16 protein-coding genes are annotated in these 20,028 nt (G+C 56.7%); 12 read left to right on the plus strand and 4 right to left on the minus strand.

The window, feature by feature from the left end; translation table 11 throughout:
* Window positions 1–17 precede the first annotated feature (17 nt).
* The 5 genes from purL (at window position 18) to glnB (ending at window position 8,349) form a co-directional block, all read left to right on the plus strand.
* Window positions 18–3,905 (plus strand): phosphoribosylformylglycinamidine synthase, encoded by a 3,888-nt coding sequence (gene purL / locus PGR09_RS12715; RefSeq protein ID WP_430916204.1) that lies wholly within the window; start codon window positions 18–20, stop codon window positions 3,903–3,905.
* A 569-nt stretch (window positions 3,906–4,474) separates the two neighbouring features.
* The gene (locus PGR09_RS12720; RefSeq protein WP_072251588.1) at window positions 4,475–5,911 is read left to right on the plus strand and encodes a sensor histidine kinase; all 1,437 of its coding nucleotides are present in this window, start codon (window positions 4,475–4,477) and stop codon (window positions 5,909–5,911) included.
* Between the two features lie 17 nt (window positions 5,912–5,928).
* The gene (gene qseG / locus PGR09_RS12725) at window positions 5,929–6,621 is read left to right on the plus strand and encodes a two-component system QseEF-associated lipoprotein QseG (protein WP_047043539.1); all 693 of its coding nucleotides are present in this window, start codon (window positions 5,929–5,931) and stop codon (window positions 6,619–6,621) included.
* Window positions 6,608–7,945 (plus strand): two-component system response regulator GlrR, encoded by a 1,338-nt coding sequence (gene glrR, locus PGR09_RS12730; protein ID WP_045377589.1) that lies wholly within the window; start codon window positions 6,608–6,610, stop codon window positions 7,943–7,945. Before qseG ends, glrR begins: the two co-directional genes overlap by 14 nt.
* Window positions 7,946–8,010: 65 nt before the next feature.
* Window positions 8,011–8,349, plus strand: a complete 339-nt coding sequence (gene glnB, locus PGR09_RS12735; protein ID WP_002914032.1) for a nitrogen regulatory protein P-II — start codon at window positions 8,011–8,013, stop codon at window positions 8,347–8,349.
* A gap of 142 nt (window positions 8,350–8,491) precedes the next feature.
* On the opposite strand, the gene hmpA is transcribed toward glnB, so the two are convergent.
* Complete coding sequence (gene hmpA / locus PGR09_RS12740; RefSeq protein WP_430916205.1) at window positions 8,492–9,682, minus strand: NO-inducible flavohemoprotein; 1,191 nt, start codon at window positions 9,680–9,682, stop codon at window positions 8,492–8,494.
* A 325-nt stretch (window positions 9,683–10,007) separates the two neighbouring features.
* Here hmpA and glyA point away from each other — a divergent pair, with 325 nt between their 5' ends.
* Window positions 10,008–11,261, plus strand: coding sequence for a serine hydroxymethyltransferase (glyA, locus tag PGR09_RS12745; RefSeq protein ID WP_015370305.1), 1,254 nt, complete (start codon window positions 10,008–10,010; stop codon window positions 11,259–11,261).
* A gap of 56 nt (window positions 11,262–11,317) precedes the next feature.
* Here the strand turns inward: glyA and PGR09_RS12750 are convergent, their stop codons facing one another.
* A complete protein-coding gene (locus tag PGR09_RS12750) occupies window positions 11,318–11,740 on the minus strand; it encodes a DoxX family protein (RefSeq protein WP_045392754.1) in 423 nt (140 codons plus the stop codon).
* Between the two features lie 298 nt (window positions 11,741–12,038).
* Between PGR09_RS12750 and PGR09_RS12755 the strand changes: the two genes are divergently transcribed.
* Window positions 12,039–13,175, plus strand: coding sequence for a 3-phenylpropionate MFS transporter (locus tag PGR09_RS12755; protein ID WP_430916206.1), 1,137 nt, complete (start codon window positions 12,039–12,041; stop codon window positions 13,173–13,175).
* Here the strand turns inward: PGR09_RS12755 and csiE are convergent.
* Window positions 13,172–14,449: a stationary phase inducible protein CsiE gene (gene csiE, locus PGR09_RS12760; RefSeq protein WP_045392750.1), complete on the minus strand. Its 1,278-nt coding sequence runs from the start codon at window positions 14,447–14,449 to the stop codon at window positions 13,172–13,174. The two genes, PGR09_RS12755 and csiE, sit on opposite strands and share 4 nt — an antisense overlap.
* Before the next feature lie 124 nt (window positions 14,450–14,573).
* Between csiE and PGR09_RS12765 the strand changes: the two genes are divergently transcribed.
* Entirely contained in the window at window positions 14,574–15,212 is a 639-nt protein-coding gene (locus PGR09_RS12765; RefSeq protein ID WP_430916207.1) for a DUF1007 family protein, read from the plus strand.
* Window positions 15,203–16,183 carry a nickel/cobalt transporter gene (locus PGR09_RS12770; RefSeq protein ID WP_430916208.1) on the plus strand — a complete coding sequence of 327 codons (981 nt, stop codon included), beginning with the start codon at window positions 15,203–15,205 and terminating at the stop codon, window positions 16,181–16,183. The genes PGR09_RS12765 and PGR09_RS12770 overlap by 10 nt, the downstream gene beginning before the upstream one ends.
* Before the next feature lie 48 nt (window positions 16,184–16,231).
* On the opposite strand, the gene suhB is transcribed toward PGR09_RS12770, so the two are convergent.
* The gene (gene suhB, locus PGR09_RS12775; RefSeq protein WP_015370312.1) at window positions 16,232–17,035 is read right to left on the minus strand and encodes an inositol-1-monophosphatase; all 804 of its coding nucleotides are present in this window, start codon (window positions 17,033–17,035) and stop codon (window positions 16,232–16,234) included.
* A gap of 120 nt (window positions 17,036–17,155) precedes the next feature.
* Between suhB and trmJ the strand changes: the two genes are divergently transcribed.
* From trmJ to iscS, 3 genes are all read left to right on the plus strand, one after another.
* Window positions 17,156–17,890, plus strand: a complete 735-nt coding sequence (gene trmJ, locus PGR09_RS12780; RefSeq protein WP_015370313.1) for a tRNA (cytosine(32)/uridine(32)-2'-O)-methyltransferase TrmJ — start codon at window positions 17,156–17,158, stop codon at window positions 17,888–17,890.
* 252 nt (window positions 17,891–18,142) lie between these two features.
* Complete coding sequence (iscR, locus tag PGR09_RS12785) at window positions 18,143–18,634, plus strand: Fe-S cluster assembly transcriptional regulator IscR (RefSeq protein ID WP_015370314.1); 492 nt, start codon at window positions 18,143–18,145, stop codon at window positions 18,632–18,634.
* A 177-nt stretch (window positions 18,635–18,811) separates the two neighbouring features.
* Window positions 18,812–20,026 carry a cysteine desulfurase gene (gene iscS, locus PGR09_RS12790; RefSeq protein ID WP_015703173.1) on the plus strand — a complete coding sequence of 405 codons (1,215 nt, stop codon included), beginning with the start codon at window positions 18,812–18,814 and terminating at the stop codon, window positions 20,024–20,026.
* Window positions 20,027–20,028 lie beyond the last annotated feature (2 nt).

Here is a 20,028-nt window from a genome sequence, read left to right on the forward strand (position 1 = left end):
TCGAAGACGAGAGACTTATGATGGATATTTTGCGTGGTTCACCTGCACTGTCGGCATTCCGTATCAACAAACTGCTGGCACGTTTTCAGGCGGCCAACCTGCCGGTTAGCACCTTATACGCGGAGTATGTTCACTTTGCCGACCTGAGCGCCCCGCTAAGCGATGAGGAGCGCGAAAGACTGGTCAGACTGCTCAAATATGGCCCAAGCCTCAGCAGCCATACGCCAACCGGTAAATTACTGCTCGTCACCCCTCGCCCCGGCACTATCTCTCCCTGGTCCTCCAAAGCTACCGACATCGCCCATAACTGCGGTTTATCGCAGGTCGTGCGTTTGGAACGCGGCGTGGCGTACTACGTTGAAGCACAGGGTCTGAGCGATGCGCAGTGGGACGCCGTTGCGGCGGAACTGCACGATCGCATGATGGAGAGCGTTTTCACTGAGCTGGAAGAGGGAGAGAAGCTGTTTGTTCACCATCAGCCGACGCCAGTGACCAGCGTCGACCTGCTGGGCAAGGGACGTCAGGCGCTGATTGACGCCAACCTCCGTCTGGGGCTGGCGCTGGCCGATGACGAAATCGACTACCTGCAGGACGCATTCGTTAAACTTGGCCGCAATCCGAACGACATCGAGCTGTATATGTTCGCGCAGGCCAACTCGGAACATTGCCGGCACAAAATTTTTAACGCCGACTGGATTATCGACGGCCAAAAACAGCCGAAGTCGCTGTTTAAAATGATCAAAAACACCTTCGAGAAAAACCCGGAATATGTGCTGTCTGCCTATAAAGACAACGCTGCGGTAATGGAAGGTTCCGAAGTCGGCCGCTATTTCGCCGACTATCAGACCGGGCGCTATGACTTCCATCAGGAGCCGGCGCACATTCTGATGAAAGTTGAAACCCACAACCACCCGACGGCAATTTCGCCGTGGCCAGGGGCCGCGACCGGTTCCGGCGGCGAGATCCGCGACGAAGGCGCAACCGGACGCGGCGCGAAGCCGAAAGCGGGTCTGGTCGGCTTCTCGGTGTCTAACCTGCGTATTCCGGGCTTTGAGCAGCCGTGGGAAGAGGATTTCGGTAAACCTGAGCGTATCGTGACCGCGCTGGATATCATGACCGAAGGCCCGCTGGGCGGCGCGGCGTTTAACAACGAATTTGGTCGTCCGGCGCTGAATGGCTACTTCCGTACCTATGAAGAGAAAGTGACCAGCCACAATGGCGAAGAGCTGCGCGGCTATCACAAACCGATCATGCTGGCGGGCGGTATTGGCAACATCCGCGGCGAGCACGTCCAGAAGGGCGAAATCACCGTTGGCGCCAAGCTTATCGTGCTGGGTGGCCCGGCGATGAATATCGGTCTCGGCGGCGGCGCGGCGTCATCCATGGCTTCCGGCCAGTCTGATGCCGATCTGGATTTCGCCTCCGTACAGCGCGATAACCCGGAAATGGAGCGCCGCTGTCAGGAAGTGATCGACCGCTGCTGGCAGTTGGGCGATGCGAACCCGATTCTGTTTATCCACGACGTTGGCGCGGGCGGTCTCTCTAACGCCATGCCGGAGCTGGTGAGCGATGGCGGCCGCGGCGGGAATTTCCAGCTGCGCGATATCCTCAGCGATGAGCCGGGAATGAGTCCGCTGGAGATCTGGTGTAACGAATCCCAGGAACGTTATGTTCTGGCGGTCGCGCCGGAACAGCTGCCGCTATTTGAAGAGCTGTGCCGCCGCGAGCGCGCGCCTTACGCGGTGATCGGCGAAGCTACGGCGGAGCAACACCTTAGCCTGAGCGACAGCCACTTTAACGATCGGCCGATCGACCTGCCGCTGGACGTCCTGCTCGGCAAAACGCCGAAAATGACGCGTGACGTGCAAACGCTGAAAGCACAGGGCAGTGAGCTGGATCGTCAACCAATGACGATTGCCGATGCGGTTAACCGCGTGCTGCATCTGCCGACGGTGGCCGAGAAAACCTTCCTCGTGACCATCGGCGACCGCACCGTGACCGGTATGGTAGCGCGCGATCAGATGGTAGGACCGTGGCAGATCCCGGTCGCTAACTGCGCGGTGACCACTGCCAGCCTCGATAGCTACTACGGCGAAGCGATGGCGATGGGCGAACGCGCGCCGGTTGCGCTGCTCGACTTTGCCGCCTCAGCCCGTCTGGCGGTCGGCGAGGCGTTGACAAATATCGCCGCTACGCAGATTGGCGAACTCAACCGCGTTAAACTGTCGGCAAACTGGATGGCGGCAGCCGGTCACCCGGGTGAAGACGCCGGTCTGTATGAAGCAGTAAAAGCGGTCGGTGAAGAACTCTGTCCGGCGCTGGGCCTGACTATCCCGGTGGGCAAAGACTCAATGTCGATGAAAACCCGCTGGCAGGAAGGCAGCGAGCAGCGCGAAATGACCTCGCCGCTGTCGCTGGTTATCTCCGCGTTTGCCCGCGTTGAAGACGTGCGCGGCACCGTGACCCCGCAGCTCTCTACGGAAGACAACGCCCTGCTGCTGATCGATCTCGGCAAAGGGCGTAACGCGCTGGGCGCCACCGCGCTGGCGCAGGTCTATCGTCAGCTAGGCGACCAGCCGGCCGACGTGCGTGATGTCGCGCAGCTGAAAGGCTTCTGGGACGCGATGCAGGCGCTGGTGGAGCAGCGTAAGCTGCTGGCTTACCATGACCGCTCCGATGGCGGCTTGTTAGTGACGCTGGCGGAAATGGCTTTTGCCGGTCACTGCGGCGTAACTGCCGATATCGCCGCGCTGGGCGACGACCGTCTGGCTGCGTTGTTCAACGAAGAATTGGGCGCGGTGATTCAGGTTCGCGCCGCGGATCGCGAAGCGGTAGAAGCACTGCTGGCGATGAATGGTCTGGCAGATTGCGTGCACTACTTAGGCCAGGCGACGGCGGGGGATCGTTTTGTTATCACCGCCGACGGTCAGCCGCTGTTCAGCGAAAGCCGCACCACGCTGCGTATGTGGTGGGCGGAAACCACCTGGCAGATGCAGCGTCTGCGCGATAATCCGGAGTGCGCCGATCAGGAGCACCAGGCGAAGTCTAACGATAGCGACCCGGGTCTTAACGTTAAGCTGTCGTTTGATATCAATGAAGATGTTGCCGCACCGTTTATTGCGACCGGCGCGCGCCCGAAAGTGGCCGTGCTGCGCGAGCAGGGGGTTAACTCCCATGTTGAAATGGCCGCCGCTTTCCATCGCGCCGGCTTCGACGCCATCGATGTGCATATGAGCGATCTGCTGGCGGGTCGTACCGGTCTTGGCGACTTCCATGCGCTGGTGGCCTGCGGCGGCTTCTCCTACGGTGACGTACTGGGGGCAGGCGAAGGTTGGGCGAAATCGATTCTGTTCAACGAACGCGTACGCGATGAGTTCGCCACTTTCTTCCACCGCCCGCAGACGCTGGCGCTGGGCGTGTGTAACGGTTGTCAGATGATGTCCAATCTGCGTGAACTGATCCCTGGCAGCGACCTGTGGCCGCGCTTCGTACGCAACCACTCTGACCGCTTTGAAGCGCGTTTCAGCCTGGTTGAAGTTACCCAAAGCCCATCGCTGCTGCTGCAGGGGATGGCCGGTTCGATGATGCCGATTGCCGTTTCGCACGGCGAAGGGCAGGTGGAAGTTCGTGATAGCGCGCATCTGGCTCAGCTTGAAAGCAAAGGCCTGGTGGCGCTGCGCTTCGTCGATAACTTCGGCAAAGTGACGCAAACCTATCCGGCGAACCCGAACGGCTCGGTGAACGGCATTACCGCAGTGACCAGCGAAAGCGGTCGCGCGACGATCATGATGCCGCACCCGGAACGCGTCTTCCGTACTGTCAGCAACTCCTGGCACCCGGAAAACTGGGGTGAAGACAGCCCATGGATGCGCATCTTCCGCAACGCGCGTAAGCAACTGGGTTAATACCGTTTACGTAACGCGTTGTTGATCATGAGCCCCCTGGTCATCAGGGGGCTTTTTTATTTGTGATCGGGGCCGCGTGACGGTGTCGGGAATTACCGACAAACGCGGTTTTGGGGTGTCTCCAAAAGGCGACACTTAATGCACTGATTTTAAAAGATTCTATATATATGCTTATTTGGTGTTGCTAATTAGCGACACAAAGGCCGAATGTTGTGCGATAGGCTTTTGAAGCGGAATTACATGTAATTCTTTATATATCATGCTGTTAATAATTTGTTTTGAAAGGTGGCACACTTCATGCATAATAATTGGCAGTGGCTCATTCACCTTCTTATGTCAGCCCCTTCGGGAAGCGCTACATAAACTTCGAATGACGCACAAACAGGTGCCTGCCGTCCAACTCCTGATAACAGCTCTGCTTTATCAGTCATCGGGCGAAACGTCGAGTAAGGCACCGCCTCATTCCTTAATAAAGGCAGGCTTTAGAGCCTGCCTTTATTGTTTCTGCCGTGGATGTTTCCGCCATCCTCAGTTAGCATCTTCAGGAGCTAATGGTTGAGGCTATATCTTTGAAGCGATTCTCTCTTTTCCCCCGTTCCTTGCGCCAACTGGTGACGCTTTCCTTTGTGCTGATCATGTTGCCGCTGCTTGTCCTGGCATGGCAGGCCTGGCAAAGCCTGAACGCGCTCAGCGCCCAGGCCGCGCATATTAACCGCACCACCTTGACGGATGCGCGGCGTAGCGAAGCGATGGTCAACGCCTCGCTGGAAATGGAGCGTAGCTATCTCCAGTATTGCGTGCTGGACGATCCTACCCTTGAGCGGGTCTATCAAAATCAACGTAAGCGTTATAGCGAAATGCTTGAGGCGCTCTCTGACGTGTTGCCGGATGCTGACATCTGGCAGACCCTGCGGCAAAACCTCGCCGATCTGGCCCAACTACGTTGCCATAATAGCGCGCCGGACGCCAAAGCTGCGGCGAGCCTCGAAGCCTTTGCCGATGCTAACAATGAAATGGTACAGGCGACCCGAACGGTAATCTTCTCCCGCGGCCAGCAGCTACAGCAGGAGATTGCCGAGCGCGGGCAGTTTTTCGGATGGCAGGCGCTGGTTCTGTTTCTGCTGAGCCTGACGCTGGTTTTGCTGTTTACCCGCATGATCATCGGCCCGGTGAAGGGCATCGAGAAGATGATTAACCGCCTGGGGGAGGGGAAGTCGCTGGATGATGCGGCGCTGTTCACCGGCCCGCGCGAACTGCGATCGGTCGGTAAACGGATTATCTGGTTGAGCGAACGTCTGGCGTGGCTGGAGTCCCAACGCCACCAGTTTCTTCGTCATCTGTCACATGAACTGAAAACACCGCTCGCCAGCATGCGTGAAGGAACGGAACTGCTGGCGGACCGGGTAGCGGGGCCGCTGACGACGGAGCAGCAAGAAATCGTTGAGATCCTCGATAACAGCAGCCGTAATCTGCAAAAGCTAATCGAACAACTGCTCGACTATAACCGTAAACTGGCCGATGGCCCGGTCGAGCGGCAGAAGGTGGATATTGCCGAACTGGCGCAGACCGTCGTTTCCGCGCATAGTTTACCGGCAAGGGCCAAGATGATGTCTACCGAGCTGGCGCTGGATGAACGCTTCTGCCTGGCGGAGCCGACGTTGCTGACCAGCGTGCTTGATAATCTGTACTCCAATGCGGTGCACTATGGCGCTGAATCCGGTAACATTCGTATTCATAGTTACCGCCACGGCGAGCAGGTTCGTATCGATGTCGCCAATAGCGGCGAGCCGATCCCCGCCGCCGAAAGAAACATGATTTTCGAGCCTTTTTATCAGGGAAGCCACCTGCGTAAAGGGGCAGTAAAAGGCAGCGGTCTGGGGCTGAGTATCGCCCGCGACTGCGTACGGCAAATGCAGGGAGAGCTGAGCCTGGTCGATGACAATCCCGGGTTCATCTGTTTTCGCATCTCGCTCCCCGCCGCTGAGCCGGGAAAAACCAACACATGAATCAACATTGGGTGAATATGTCCCACTTTTTCGCATTGCGCCGTCCTTTACGGGGATGGCTGCTGTCGGGCCTATGCTGCCTGACGCTGGCGGGCTGTTCCGCCGCTATGTCGCCGCGCGCCGCTGACGGCAATGCGCCGCCCGAGCTGCCGGAACATCAGGTGGCGGATTTTCTCTCCGTAGATTGCGCCAATATCTGGTCGCTGGAAAACGATGCCAGTGATAAAAACCCGCTGTACTGGCTGCGCGGCATTGACTGCGCGGATCGCCTGGCGCCGGTACAGGCCCGTGCCGAAGCCAAATTGCATAATGATGATAACTGGCAGGATGCTTTCAAACGCGGCATTCTGCTGGCCGACGCCAAAATCACCCCCGACGAGCGTCGCGAAATGGTTGCCCGCATCGACAGCTTTAGCCCGCAAATCGCCGCGCAGGTTCGCCCGCTATACCGGCTGTGGCGCGACGGTCAAGCCCGGCAGCTGCAGTTATTCGAGGAGCGCTCCCGCTACGGCAAACTCCAGCAATCAAGCGATGCTGAACTGGAAACCTTGCGCCAGCAGGAGCAGCAGCTGCGTAGCCAACTGGAGCTGACCACCCGCAAGCTGGAAAACCTTACCGATATTGAGCGCCAGCTCTCCAGCCGTAAGCCCGGCGGCAATTTTAATAGCGGTAGCGATAAGGTACCGGAGGTGATCCATGACGATCCGTAAACCCGCCCACCTGCTGCTGGTGGACGACGATCCGGGGCTGTTAAAGCTGCTGGGGATGCGTCTGGTCAGCGAAGGGTACAGCGTGGTCACGGCGGAAAGCGGGCCCGAGGCGCTGCGCGTGCTGACGCGCGAACGGGTGGACCTGGTGGTGAGCGATTTACGCATGGATGAAATGGACGGCCTGCAGCTGTTTGCTGAAATCCAGAAGGCGCAGCCCGGCATGCCGGTCATCATCCTGACTGCCCACGGCTCCATTCCAGACGCCGTTGCCGCTACCCAACAAGGGGTCTTTAGTTTTCTGACTAAACCGGTCGATAAAGACGCGCTGTATAAAGCGATTGATGATGCTCTCGAGCAGAGCTCGCCGGCCACCGACGAGCGCTGGCGACAGGCGATCGTCACCCGTAGCCCACAGATGCTGCGGCTGCTGGAGCAGGCCGGTATGGTGGCGCAGTCGGACGTTAGCGTGCTGATTATCGGCCAGAGCGGTACCGGGAAAGAGATTGTCGCCCAGGCGATCCACAACGCCAGTCCGCGCCACGAAAAACCGTTTATTGCGATTAACTGCGGCGCGTTGCCGGAGCAATTGCTGGAGTCCGAACTGTTCGGCCACGCGCGCGGCGCCTTTACCGGCGCGGTCAGCAACCGCGAAGGGCTTTTTCAGGCCGCCGAGGGCGGTACGCTGTTCCTTGATGAAATCGGCGATATGCCCGTCGCGCTGCAGGTAAAGCTACTGCGCGTCTTACAGGAGCGTAAGGTGCGCCCGCTGGGCAGCAACCGCGATATCGACATCGACGTGCGCATTATCTCGGCGACCCACCGCGATCTGCCGAAGGCGATGGCGCGCGGTGAGTTTCGTGAAGATCTGTTCTATCGGCTCAATGTGGTTAACCTGAAGATCCCACCGCTTTCCGAGCGCGCGGAGGATATTCCGCTACTGGCTAATCATCTATTGCGCCAGTCCGCCGACCGTCACAAACCCTTCGTGCGCGCCTTCTCCACCGATGCGATGAAGCGGCTGATGGCCGCCAAATGGCCGGGCAACGTGCGCCAGCTGGTTAACGTGATTGAGCAGTGCGTGGCGCTGACCTCATCGCCAGTGATCAGCGATGCGCTGGTGGAGCAGGCGCTGGAGGGGGAGAATACCGCGTTGCCGACCTTCGTTGAGGCGCGTAATCAGTTTGAGCTCAACTACCTGCGTAAGCTTTTACAGATAACCAAAGGTAACGTGACGCATGCCGCGCGGATGGCCGGGCGCAACCGCACCGAATTTTACAAACTGCTGTCGCGCCACGAGCTCGACGCCAACGACTTTAAAGAGTAGCCCCGCGGCATAGCGCAAGCTATGATACGGTAAGCAACCGGTTACGCGACAAAGACAGGAAAACCATGAAAAAGATTGATGCGATTATTAAACCGTTCAAATTGGATGACGTGCGTGAAGCGCTGGCGGAAGTCGGTATCACCGGCATGACGGTGACGGAAGTCAAAGGGTTTGGTCGTCAGAAAGGGCATACCGAGCTGTACCGCGGCGCGGAATATATGGTGGATTTTCTGCCGAAGGTGAAAATTGAAATCGTGGTGACTGACGATATCGTTGATACCTGCGTCGATACCATCATTCGTACCGCCCAGACCGGTAAAATCGGCGACGGTAAAATCTTTGTCTTCGACGTGGCGCGAGTGATTCGTATCCGTACCGGTGAAGAAGACGACGCGGCGATTTAATCCTCGCCGCTCGCTGCAGTATTGCCGGGTGGCGCTGCGCTTACCCGGCCTACGGTCCCTGCGGCCTGCCGTTAATTTATTCACCACGCTTGCTGAAACTGCCGGTGTTGGTGGCCTTCTACAAATCCTCGCGTCGTTGGGCTTACAGAACCTTATGCGGGCCGAAACATTCGTAATGAATGTTGTCTTTATTGACCCCTAATTCTACCAGCTGCTTCGCTGCAAATTGCATAAACGCTACCGGGCCGCAGAGATAGAATTGCATCTGCGGGTCGCGAATATTTTCCGCCAGCGGCGCTAAATCCATCAAACCTTCGCTATCAAAACGTCCTGCCTGACGGTCGGCTTCGCTCGGGCTGCGGTACCAGACGTGTGAGGTAAATTTCGGTAGCGTCGCGCCAAGCGCCTTCACTTCGTACGCAAAAGCGTGAACGTCACCGTTTTCCGCCGCGTGGAACCAGTTCACCTGGCCCTGATGATGGCTTTTCGCCAGCGTATCCAGCATCGCCAGCATTGGCGTTTGGCCGACGCCGCCGGAGAGCAGGGTCACCGGCGTCTGCGCTTCCACGTTAAGGAAGAAGTCGCCTGCAGGTGCGGCTAAATAGACCACGTCGCCTTCGCTGGCGTGGTTATGCAGCCAGTTAGACACCTGGCCGCCATTCTCGCGTTTCACCGCGATGCGATAGCCCTTACCGTCCGCTTTGCGGGTCAGAGAGTATTGACGAATTTCCTGATATTCGAAGGCTTCCGGCTTCAGCCAGATAGCCAGATATTGTCCCGGCTGGTAATCGGCGACCGGCTGACCGTCGACAGGCTCCAGTTCAAAGCTGGTAATAAGCTGGCTGCGCGGGGTCTTCTTAACAATGCGAAACGCACGGGTACCTTCCCAACCGCCATTTTTACTGGCGTTATCCTGATAGATTTCCGCTTCGCGATTGATGAAGACGTTCGCCAGCACGCCATAGGCTTTGCCCCAGGCGTCGAGTACTTCCTGGCCCGGGCTAAACATTTCGTCGAGGGTCGCCAGCAGATGGCTGCCGACAATATTGTACTGCTCCGGTTTAATCTGGAAGCTGGTATGTTTCTGGGCGATTTTTTCGACCGCCGGCAGCAGGGCCGGCAGGTTGTCGATATTGCTGGCGTAGGCGGCGATAGCGTTGAACAGCGCTTCGCGCTGATCGCCGTTACGCTGGTTACTCATATTGAAGATCTCTTTGAGCTCCGGATTATGAGTAAACATACGATCATAAAAATGCGCGGTTAACTTTGGGCCGGTCTCTACAAGCAGGGGAATGGTGGCTTTGACCGTGGCGATGGTTTGAGCGTCGAGCATAGCAGCTTCCTTAAATATTATCCTATTGATGCATTTCAAATGCATCTTATATAAATAACCCTGCTATGTAAATGGTTCTTTATCACTTTGCCGCAAAGCCGTTACAACATGAAGAATTTGCATCACAAACCTGAAAAGAAATCCGTTGATAATGTTTGATGTGTTATTGCTCAAAGCCTTGTGTGCTGTGGAGCCAATCGTTTGCGTAAAATCCTTTGTCAAGACCTGTTATCACAGAATGATTCGGTTATACTGTGGGCCGTTGTCCATCAGGACCGCCTTTTTAGGCCAAAAATTTTATCGTTAGCTGAGTCAGGAGATGCGGATGTTAAAGCGTGAAATGAACATTGCCGATTATGATGCCGAACTGTGGCAGGCTATGGAGCAGGAAAAAGTACGTCAGGAAGAGCACATCGAACTGATCGCCTCCGAGAACTACACCAGTCCGCGCGTGATGCAGGCTCAGGGTTCCCAGCTGACTAACAAATATGCCGAAGGTTATCCGGGCAAGCGCTACTACGGTGGCTGCGAGTACGTGGATATCGTTGAGCAACTGGCTATCGACCGCGCGAAAGAACTGTTCGGCGCCGACTACGCTAACGTGCAGCCGCACTCCGGCTCGCAGGCTAACTTTGCCGTCTACACCGCGCTGCTGCAGCCAGGCGATACCGTGCTGGGTATGAACCTGGCGCAAGGCGGCCACCTGACCCACGGCTCCCCGGTTAACTTCTCCGGTAAACTGTACAACATCATTCCTTACGGCATCGATGAGTCCGGTAAAATTGACTACGAAGACATGGCGAAGCAGGCCCAGGAGCACAAACCGAAGATGATCATCGGTGGCTTCTCCGCTTACTCCGGTATCGTTGACTGGGCGAAAATGCGTGAAATCGCTGACAGCATCGGCGCATACCTGTTCGTCGATATGGCGCACGTAGCGGGCCTGATTGCCGCCGGCGTTTATCCGAACCCGGTTCCGCACGCCCACGTTGTTACTACTACCACCCACAAAACCCTGGCGGGTCCGCGCGGCGGCCTGATCCTGGCGAAAGGCGGTAGCGAAGAGCTGTACAAGAAACTGAACTCCGCCGTGTTCCCAAGCGCGCAGGGCGGCCCGCTGATGCACGTTATCGCCGCGAAAGCGGTGGCGCTGAAAGAAGCGATGGAGCCAGAGTTCAAAGTTTACCAGCAGCAGGTTGCTAAAAACGCCAAAGCGATGGTGGAAGTGTTCCTGAACCGCGGTTACAAAGTGGTTTCTGGCGGTACTGAAAACCACCTGTTCCTGCTGGATCTGGTTGATAAAAACCTGACCGGTAAAGAAGCTGACGCCGCCCTGGGCCGCGCCAACATCACCGTTAACAAAAACAGCGTGCCGAACGATCCGAAGAGCCCGTTCGTGACTTCCGGTATCCGTATCGGTTCTCCGGCTGTGACTCGCCGCGGCTTTAAAGAAGCGGAAGTGAAGGAGCTGGCTGGCTGGATGTGCGACGTTCTCGACAATATCAACGACGAAGCTGTTATTGAGCGCGTCAAAGGTAAAGTGCTGGATATCTGCGCACGTTTCCCGGTTTACGCATAATCTTGCCGCGTTAAGATAAAAAAGGCCGCGATTGCGGCCTTTTTTGTGTCTGATGATTAGCGGCGGTCCAGCGAAATTGAACCCGGTCCGGTTATTGCCAGCAGCAGGAAGGCCCCGGCGATACTGACGTTCTTATAGAAGTTAATCATATTCGGCAATACCGCATCGCCGGTCATATCCCAGTAATGGTGGCCGATAACCGCGGTACCCAGGGTGTAAAAAATAAAGATCACCGCCAGCGGGCGGGTAAAGAAACCTAAAATAATCAGAATAGCGGCGGGAACCTCCATGATGACCGCGATAATCGCCGCCAGCGTCGGCAGCGGCGCGCCGGAAGAAGCCATATATTGTACCGTTCCGCTAAATCCCATCAGTTTCGGATAGCCAAAAATAATGAACAGCAGCACGATCGCAATACGTGCGATTAACAGCAGAACAGGGCGGGAAGAGCCAAAGTCAAAATAGCGTAGCGTGTTCATAATCAGTCCTTTATCACAGGCGTGTGATCTAAACGTAATACACATTTTTACTCCCCGCCACGCTGGGAAACTAATATTGTTGCGCTTCGTTTAGCGGCGATTGAGTCGATATGCAGAAAGCGCTTTGATGCCCGGTTATCGGATTTTTTTCATACTGCCCGCCATTTCGTAAAACCTTTGCGTGACGATGCTCACGATTTTAAGAGAAATGTAGTTAATGACCATGCAGATAGTGAGACATGGGTTTGCTCAGTATGCGCTTTATCGCCAGACTAGAGCTTCCATTCGGGAGGGAATCATGGTCTTGCACTCCACGCGCTGGCTGGCGCTAAGTTACTTCACCTATTTTTTTAGCTACGGTATTTTTCTACCATTCTGGAGCGTCTGGCTGGCAGGCGTTGGCCTGACGCCGGAAACCATCGGCGTGCTGCTCGGCGCCGGGCTGGTGGCGCGTTTTCTGGGCAGTCTGCTGATTGCGCCGCGGGTTAGCGATCCTTCTCGTTTGATTAGCGCCTTGCGAATCCTCGCGTTGCTGACGCTGCTGTTTGCTCTCGCCTTCTGGGTCGGCGGGCAGGTGGCCTGGCTGATGGTAGTCATCGTCGGATTCAACCTCTTTTTCTCCCCGCTGGTGCCGCTAACCGATGCGCTGGCCAACACCTGGCAAAAGCAGATCATCATGGATTACGGCCGGGTGCGATTGTGGGGATCGATTGCTTTCGTCATCGGTTCTGCGCTGACCGGCAAACTGGTGAGTTTGTATGATTACCGGGCGATCCTGCTGTTGTTAAGCCTGGGCACCGCTTCGATGCTGTTGGGCATGTTACTGAAACCTTCAGTGATGCCGCAGGGGGAGAGCCGACATCAGGAGGCGGCCGGACTATCGGCGTGGCTTAGCCTGGTGCGGCAAAGCTGGCGTTTTCTTGCCTGCGTCTGTCTGTTGCAGGGGGCGCACGCCGCCTACTACGGTTTCAGCGCGCTGTACTGGCAGCAGGCCGGTTATTCAGCTTCCGCCGTCGGCTATTTGTGGTCGCTTGGCGTCGTCGCCGAAGTGGTGATTTTCGCCCTGAGTAAAAAGGTCTTCCGCCGCTTTAGCGCCCGCGACCTGCTGCTGCTTTCGGCGGTGTGCGGCGTGGCGCGCTGGACGATTATGGGCTGGACGACCGCGTTGCCATGGTTACTGGTCGCGCAGATCTTGCATTGTGGAACGTTTACCGTCTGCCATCTGGCGGCCATGCGCTATATCGCCGCGCGGCAGGGAAGTGAGGTCATCCGCCTGCAGGCCGTTTACTCGGCGGTGGCGATGGGCGGCAGCATTGCGGTGATGACGGTATTTGCCGGCTTCCTCTATCAGCACCTGCATCAGGGCGTCTTCTGGGTGATGGCGCTGGTAGCGCTTCCGGCGCTGATCGTGCGGCCGAAGGTGGTAACCGCCTAGCTCTCAAGCATTTTGCAAATCTGCTGCCGCTGGTGATCGCTGAAATTCTCTTCAGCATGAAACAGCGGCGGCGAAAACAGCGGTAGCGCGGTCGTGTAAGGCGTGACTACTAAGGTCACATCTTTCGGCGCGCCTTGTTGCTGAAACTGCGTCACGCTTAAGTATTTAATATTCAGCGGCAGCAGCGTCAATTCCCGCAATTGCATTTCCAGCGCCTGTTCCAGCTCGCTGTTTTCCCGCGTCAGCAACACCACCTGCTTTTCATGCAGGTCGGCTTTTTGCATCAACCATGCGCCGAAAATCACCGCAATTAAACTGACCTCTTCCTGATTAAATTGAATATGATAGGCCGTTTCGAAATCGCGCAATGCGTCCTGAGTAGTACGCATCAGGCGCGGATACAGGCGTCCGATCTCCTCAGGTAAGGCGTTATCGATACCGATAGCGAATACGCTGCGGTTCAACGCCTGCGAAAGATGAATATAGAGCTGGTCGCTTAACCCCTGTTCATCGCTAAACGGCCGTCCCGCCAGATCCTGGAAACGATGGATCAAGCGGGAGATCGCCAGATGCAGGCGTCTGTCCTGTTGATGGCCGTCATGAATCGGATCCGGCGTTTTCAGCAACATAAAAAGCAGGGTCAGGAAATGTTGTTCGCCGGCGTGGGGCGTGGCGCTGACCCGACGCTGCCAGTGGCGAACGATTTCGGCGGCGAGGTCAAATTCCGCCGCCGCCTGGGCCCAGCTGCGCTGCTGGTGGGTGAAATCCGGCGACTGGCCCAGATGATGTTGTAGCAGGCAGTACTGAAGATACAGGCGCAGGAACTGCCCGTCCCGACAGTCAAACTGCCGATTGAGCGCGCGCGCGCAGCGATTCACCAGCGCCTGAAGATTGGTATCATCATATAAGGTTCGCGCGATACCCTGCTGTTTAAGCTGCGTTTTTAACGCCGGGGTAAAATGGTGGTGAACGAAATGCGGGCACAGGCGCAGCCCGCGCCGGAGAGCGTGTAGCAGGCACAGGCGTTGATCGAGCGCGGCGCCTTCAATCCGATAGCTGCCGTCCATCTGCGACGCGAGAGTCAGTCGATGATAACGCTGAATTTCGCGCCCCGTCTCCGCGATATCCTGTTGGGCCGTCGCCTCATCCACCTGGTTGAGCCTGACCAGCTGTTGCGGCGTGACGGATTGTCCCGGAAGATAGAACATCAGGAGCACCTGGCTACGGCGCTGTGGACTGGAAAGCGCAGATGGTGGTTCAATCACTGTCATCATCTGGTAAGTTCCAGTTAGGGTTTCAGCTAAGAATAGCCAAAGGATGCGGGTTGAGCAGGACGGGCCGCGGCCTTTAGATCAGGATTGCTGGCGAGGTTCACAGAATTTTTCACGCGAGGAACAGATGAAGAGAGTGAAACACTGCGTCAGTGCGGCATTTTTCATGGTTTTATCATTGTCAGCCGTTGCGCATCCGCACAGCTTCATTAATTTGCAGAGTGAGGCCGTGGTGAAAGACGGTCAGTTGACCGGTTTCAATATGCGCTGGACGATGGACGAAATAACCTCAGCGGATCTGCTCTATGATGCCGGAAATGCCAAGCCGGGCAGCGAAGTATGGAAAAAACTGGCAGCGGAGGTGATGGCCAATGTGCTCGGCCAGCACTACTTCAGCGAGCTGTGGCATAACGGCCAGCAGGTGAAGTTTGCTAACCGCCCGGATGGTTACGGCCTTGCGCGTAGCGGGATGCAGGCGGTACTAACCTTCACCTTGCCGCTGGCGACGCCGCAGCCCATTGCCGGACAAACCTTCACTTTATCCACCTTCGATCCGACCTACTATGTCGATATGTTTTATGAGCAGGATAGCGATTTTTCACTGCCTGCCGCGCTGCGGGCCTCCTGTAAGACCACGGTAATGACGCCGAAACCCAACGACAAAATGCTGTCTTATGCGCAGTCGCTCGATAAAGAGGACGCGCCGCCGGAAGACATGGAACTGGGTAACTACTTCGCCCAGAAGGTGACCTTGACATGTCAGTAGTCTTTACGCCGCGAGCGCGGGCGCCGCGCTGGAAATCACTCTGGCCGCTGGCGCTGTTTCTGACGCTGACCGTCGTGGGCGGTATCTGGTTGTGGCTCGCCTGGCCGCAGGTACTGTTGCAAAGCGCGGTCTGGCAGCGTTCACTGAATCTTGAGCTCAGCCAACTGCTGCAGGCGGTGGCGGATAACCCTTCAGCGGCGGGGCTATCGCTGCTCGGGTTCAGCTTTGTCTACGGTGTGCTACATGCCTTAGGCCCTGGCCACGGTAAAATCGTGATTACCACCTGGCTTGCCACCCATCCCTCAAAGCTGAAATCGAGTATTACGCTGACGCTGGCGGCATCGCTGTTGCAGGGAATGGTGGCGATAGCGCTGGTGGTGGTGGTATTGACGCTGCTGCAGCTCCCGGCGCGTCAATTGCATCTCAGCAGCTTCTGGCTGGAGAAGGGCAGTTATCTGCTGGTCGGCGCATTGGGGCTTTTACTGTGCTGGCGGGCATTGAAAAAACTGCGAGTCTTGCTACGGCGGCCAACGTTTACCGTTTTTACCCTGCAGCACGTCCATGATGAACATTGCGGCTGCGGCCATCAGCACCTTCCGGCGCCGGATCAACTACAGAGTGGCGACGACTGGCGCGCCAGGCTGGCGATAGTGCTGTCGATGGGCATGCGTCCCTGCTCGGGAGCGATTATGGTGCTGCTGTTCAGTAAGGTGATCGGCGTCTTTGGCTGGGGCATGGCAGCCGCGCTGGTGATGGCGGCGGGAACGTCGCTGACCATAAGCGGGCTGGCGCTGTTGGTGCATGGATTCCGCCAGTTGGCTATCCGCCTGAGTCGCCATCAGGCACCAGCGATGTGGAAACAGGTTGGCTGGGCGACGCTGGCGCTGGCCGGCGGCGTGGCGCTGTTGACGGCGGCCGTCGTGATGTGGAGTAGCGCGATCCCGCCGGGCGGCGGCTTGCGGCCGTTTTAGGGGATAAAAAAAGGAAGCCGCGGCTTCCTTTTTACATTCAGTGAGAAATTAACGCTTCAGCGCTTCGCTCAGCTGCTCGCGCATGTTCGCCAGCATCGCTTTCACGACGCGCGGGTTACCGGCTACGATGTTGCCGGTCAGCATATAGTTATGACCACCGGTGAAGTCGCAAACGATGGCGCCTGCTTCACGAGCGATCAGCTCGCCTGCGGCGAAATCCCACGGTTTGAGGGCGATTTCAAAGTAACCATCAACGCGGCCAGCGGCAACGTAGGCCAGATCCAGTGCGGCGGAACCGGTGCGACGGAAGTCAGCGCACTCGGTGAACATATTGCCGAGGATGTTCATGTAAGCGGTAGCGTGCTGCTTGGCTTTGAACGGGAAACCGGTGGCGATGATGGTGCCGTCGAGATCGCGAGCGTTGCTGCCGCGCAGACGGTAGCCGTTCAGCTGCGCGCCCTGACCGCGGGTGGCGGTGAACAGTTCATTACGCATCGGATCGTAAACCACCGCGACTTCAGTACGGCCTTTAATGCGTACGGCGATGGAAACGGAGAAGTGTGGCAGACGTTTAACGAAGTTGGTGGTGCCATCCAGTGGATCGATAACCCATTGAATATCCTGATCTTCACCAGCGTGCTCGCCGCTTTCTTCGGTGATGATGGTGTGCTGTGGGTAAGACTTGCGAATGGTTTCGATAATAATCGCTTCTGCGGCTTTATCGACGTTAGTCACAAAGTCATTGCTGCCTTTCTGGCTGGTTTCTACGGAATCTGGCGTTTCGTAGTGCTTGGCAATTAAATTACCCGCCTTGCGCGCTGCGCGCACGGCAATGTTCAGCATCGGATGCATCGGTATCTCTCACTGGATGTTAAAGAACGGGAAAAAACGGCGCATATAGTAACAGCGAATTCTGCTTATGTCTCCGTTTTATGTTAGCATGCACGAATAATCTTTAGCCGAAGAACCATAATGCTGCAAAATATTCGAATCGTACTGGTAGAAACCTCACACACCGGCAATATGGGCTCCGTTGCCCGCGCGATGAAAACCATGGGCTTAACTAACCTGTGGCTGGTCAACCCGCTGGTGAAACCTGATTCCCAGGCCATCGCGCTGGCCGCTGGCGCCAGCGATGTGATTGGCAACGCGCAGATCGTCGATACCCTTGATGAAGCGCTGGCGGGCTGTAGCCTGGTGGTTGGCACCAGCGCGCGCTCCCGCACGCTGCCGTGGCCGATGCTGGATCCGCGCGAATGCGGTCTGAAAAGCGTCGCCGAAGGACAGCATGCGCCGGTCGCGCTGGTCTTTGGCCGCGAGCGCGTTGGCCTGACCAACGACGAACTGCAGAAGTGCCACTATCACGTGGCGATCGCCGCCAACCCGGAGTACAGCTCGCTGAACCTGGCAATGGCGGTGCAGGTTATCGCCTATGAAGTGCGAATGGCCTGGCTGGCGACGCAGGAGCAGGCGCAGCCGGCGGTTGAACATGAAGAGACGCCGTATCCGCTGGTCGATGATTTAGAACGTTTTTACGGCCACCTTGAGCAGACGCTGCTGGCGACCGGTTTTATCCGTCCGAATCATCCGGGGCAGGTGATGAACAAGCTGCGTCGTCTGTTCACCCGCGCGCGTCCGGAAAGCCAGGAGCTGAACATTCTGCGCGGGATGCTGGCGTCTATTGAGCAGCAGAATAAAGGTAAGTAACCGCGTTCCCGCCGGATGGCGCTTCGCTTATCCGGCCTACGAAGCTACATCTCTGTTGTAGCCCGGGCGAGGCCTTTGGCCGACCCCGGGAGCGGCTCGAAATCAATAACGGCACGGAAAGCCAAATACCTGACTAAAACAGTCAAGTAAATAGTTGACCAATTTACTCGGGAATGTCAGACTTGGCCCTGCTATGCAATACCCATATTAATAAAAAGCCCGGGCAGGGGCGAGTTTGAGGTTAAGTAAGACATGAGACTGACATCTAAAGGGCGTTATGCCGTGACCGCAATGCTTGACGTTGCGCTCAACTCTGAAACGGGTCCGGTTCCGTTGGCAGATATTTCAGAGCGTCAGGGAATTTCGCTTTCCTATCTGGAACAGCTGTTCTCTCGCCTGCGTAAAAATGGTCTGGTATCCAGCGTTCGTGGACCAGGCGGCGGTTACCTGTTAGGTAAAGAAGCTGGCAGCATCGCCGTAGGCGAAGTGATCAGCGCCGTAGACGAATCCGTTGACGCCACCCGTTGTCAGGGTAAAGGCGGCTGCCAGGGTGGCGATAAGTGTCTGACTCACGCGCTGTGGCGCGATCTGAGCGAACGTTTGACCGGTTTCCTGAACAACATCACCCTGGGCGAACTGGTGAATAACCAGGAAATCCTCGATGTTTCCGGTCGTCAGCACAATCATGAATCTCAGCGTACTACGCGTTCTCAGGACGCCATTGACGTAAAACTGCGCGCCTAGCACGAGGCTTAGTTTCAGCTTGCGGCTTACGGGCTGCAAGGTGAAACGGCAGGGTAGATAGCAATTATAAAGATTTTCAGAATCAGGCCGGGATGTTAAGACATCTCGTGTACTCGGTCGTACATCAAGCCGGTTGCCTGGTTCCTTGCATTGAGTGATGTACGGAGTTTAAGAGCAATGAAATTACCGATTTACCTCGATTACTCCGCAACAACGCCGGTGGACCCGCGTGTTGCCGAGAAAATGATGCAGTTCCTGACCCTGGACGGGACCTTTGGTAACCCGGCCTCACGTTCTCACCGTTTCGGTTGGCAGGCTGAAGAGGCGGTAGATATCGCCCGTAATCAGATTGCCGAACTGGTCGGCGCCGATCCGCGCGAAATCGTCTTTACCTCCGGCGCAACGGAATCCGATAACCTGGCGATTAAAGGTGCAGCCAACTTTTATCAGAAAAAAGGCAAGCACATCATCACCAGCAAAACCGAGCATAAAGCGGTACTGGATACCTGCCGTCAGCTCGAACGCGAAGGTTTTGAAGTGACCTACCTTGCTCCGCAGAGCAACGGTATTATCGATCTGAAAGAACTGGAAGCGGCGATGCGTGACGACACCATCCTGGTTTCCATCATGCACGTAAACAACGAAATCGGCGTGGTGCAGGATATCGCTACCATCGGCGAGATGTGCCGCGCCCGCGGTATCATTTACCACGTTGACGCCACCCAGAGCGTGGGCAAGCTGCCTATCGATCTGAGCCAGCTGAAAGTTGACCTGATGTCCTTCTCCGGTCACAAAATTTACGGCCCGAAAGGTATCGGCGCGCTGTATGTACGCCGTAAGCCGCGTATTCGCATCGAAGCGCAGATGCACGGCGGCGGTCACGAGCGCGGCATGCGTTCTGGTACCCTGCCTGTCCACCAGATCGTCGGTATGGGCGAAGCTTATCGTATCGCGAAAGAAGAGATGGAAAGCGAAATGGCGCGCCTGCGCGGCCTGCGTGACCGTCTGTGGAATGGCGTGAAAGATATGGAAGAAGTCTATCTGAATGGCGACCTCGAGCAGGGCGCGCCGAACATTCTCAACGTCAGCTTCAACTATGTTGAAGGCGAGTCGCTGATTATGGCTCTGAAAGACCTGGCGGTTTCCTCCGGTTCAGCCTGTACTTCCGCGAGCCTTGAGCCATCCTACGTGCTGCGCGCATTAGGCATGACTGATGAACTGGCGCACAGTTCTATTCGTTTCTCTTTAGGTCGTTTCACTACCGAAGAAGAGATTGACTACACCATCAAGCTGGTTCGTAACTCCATCGGCCGTCTGCGCGACCTTTCTCCGCTGTGGGAAATGTTCAAGCAGGGCGTGGATCTGAACAGCATTGAATGGTCACATCACTAATT

The organism is Klebsiella sp. 141251, from assembly GCF_050600725.1.
GTDB lineage: Bacteria > Pseudomonadota > Gammaproteobacteria > Enterobacterales > Enterobacteriaceae > Klebsiella > Klebsiella aerogenes.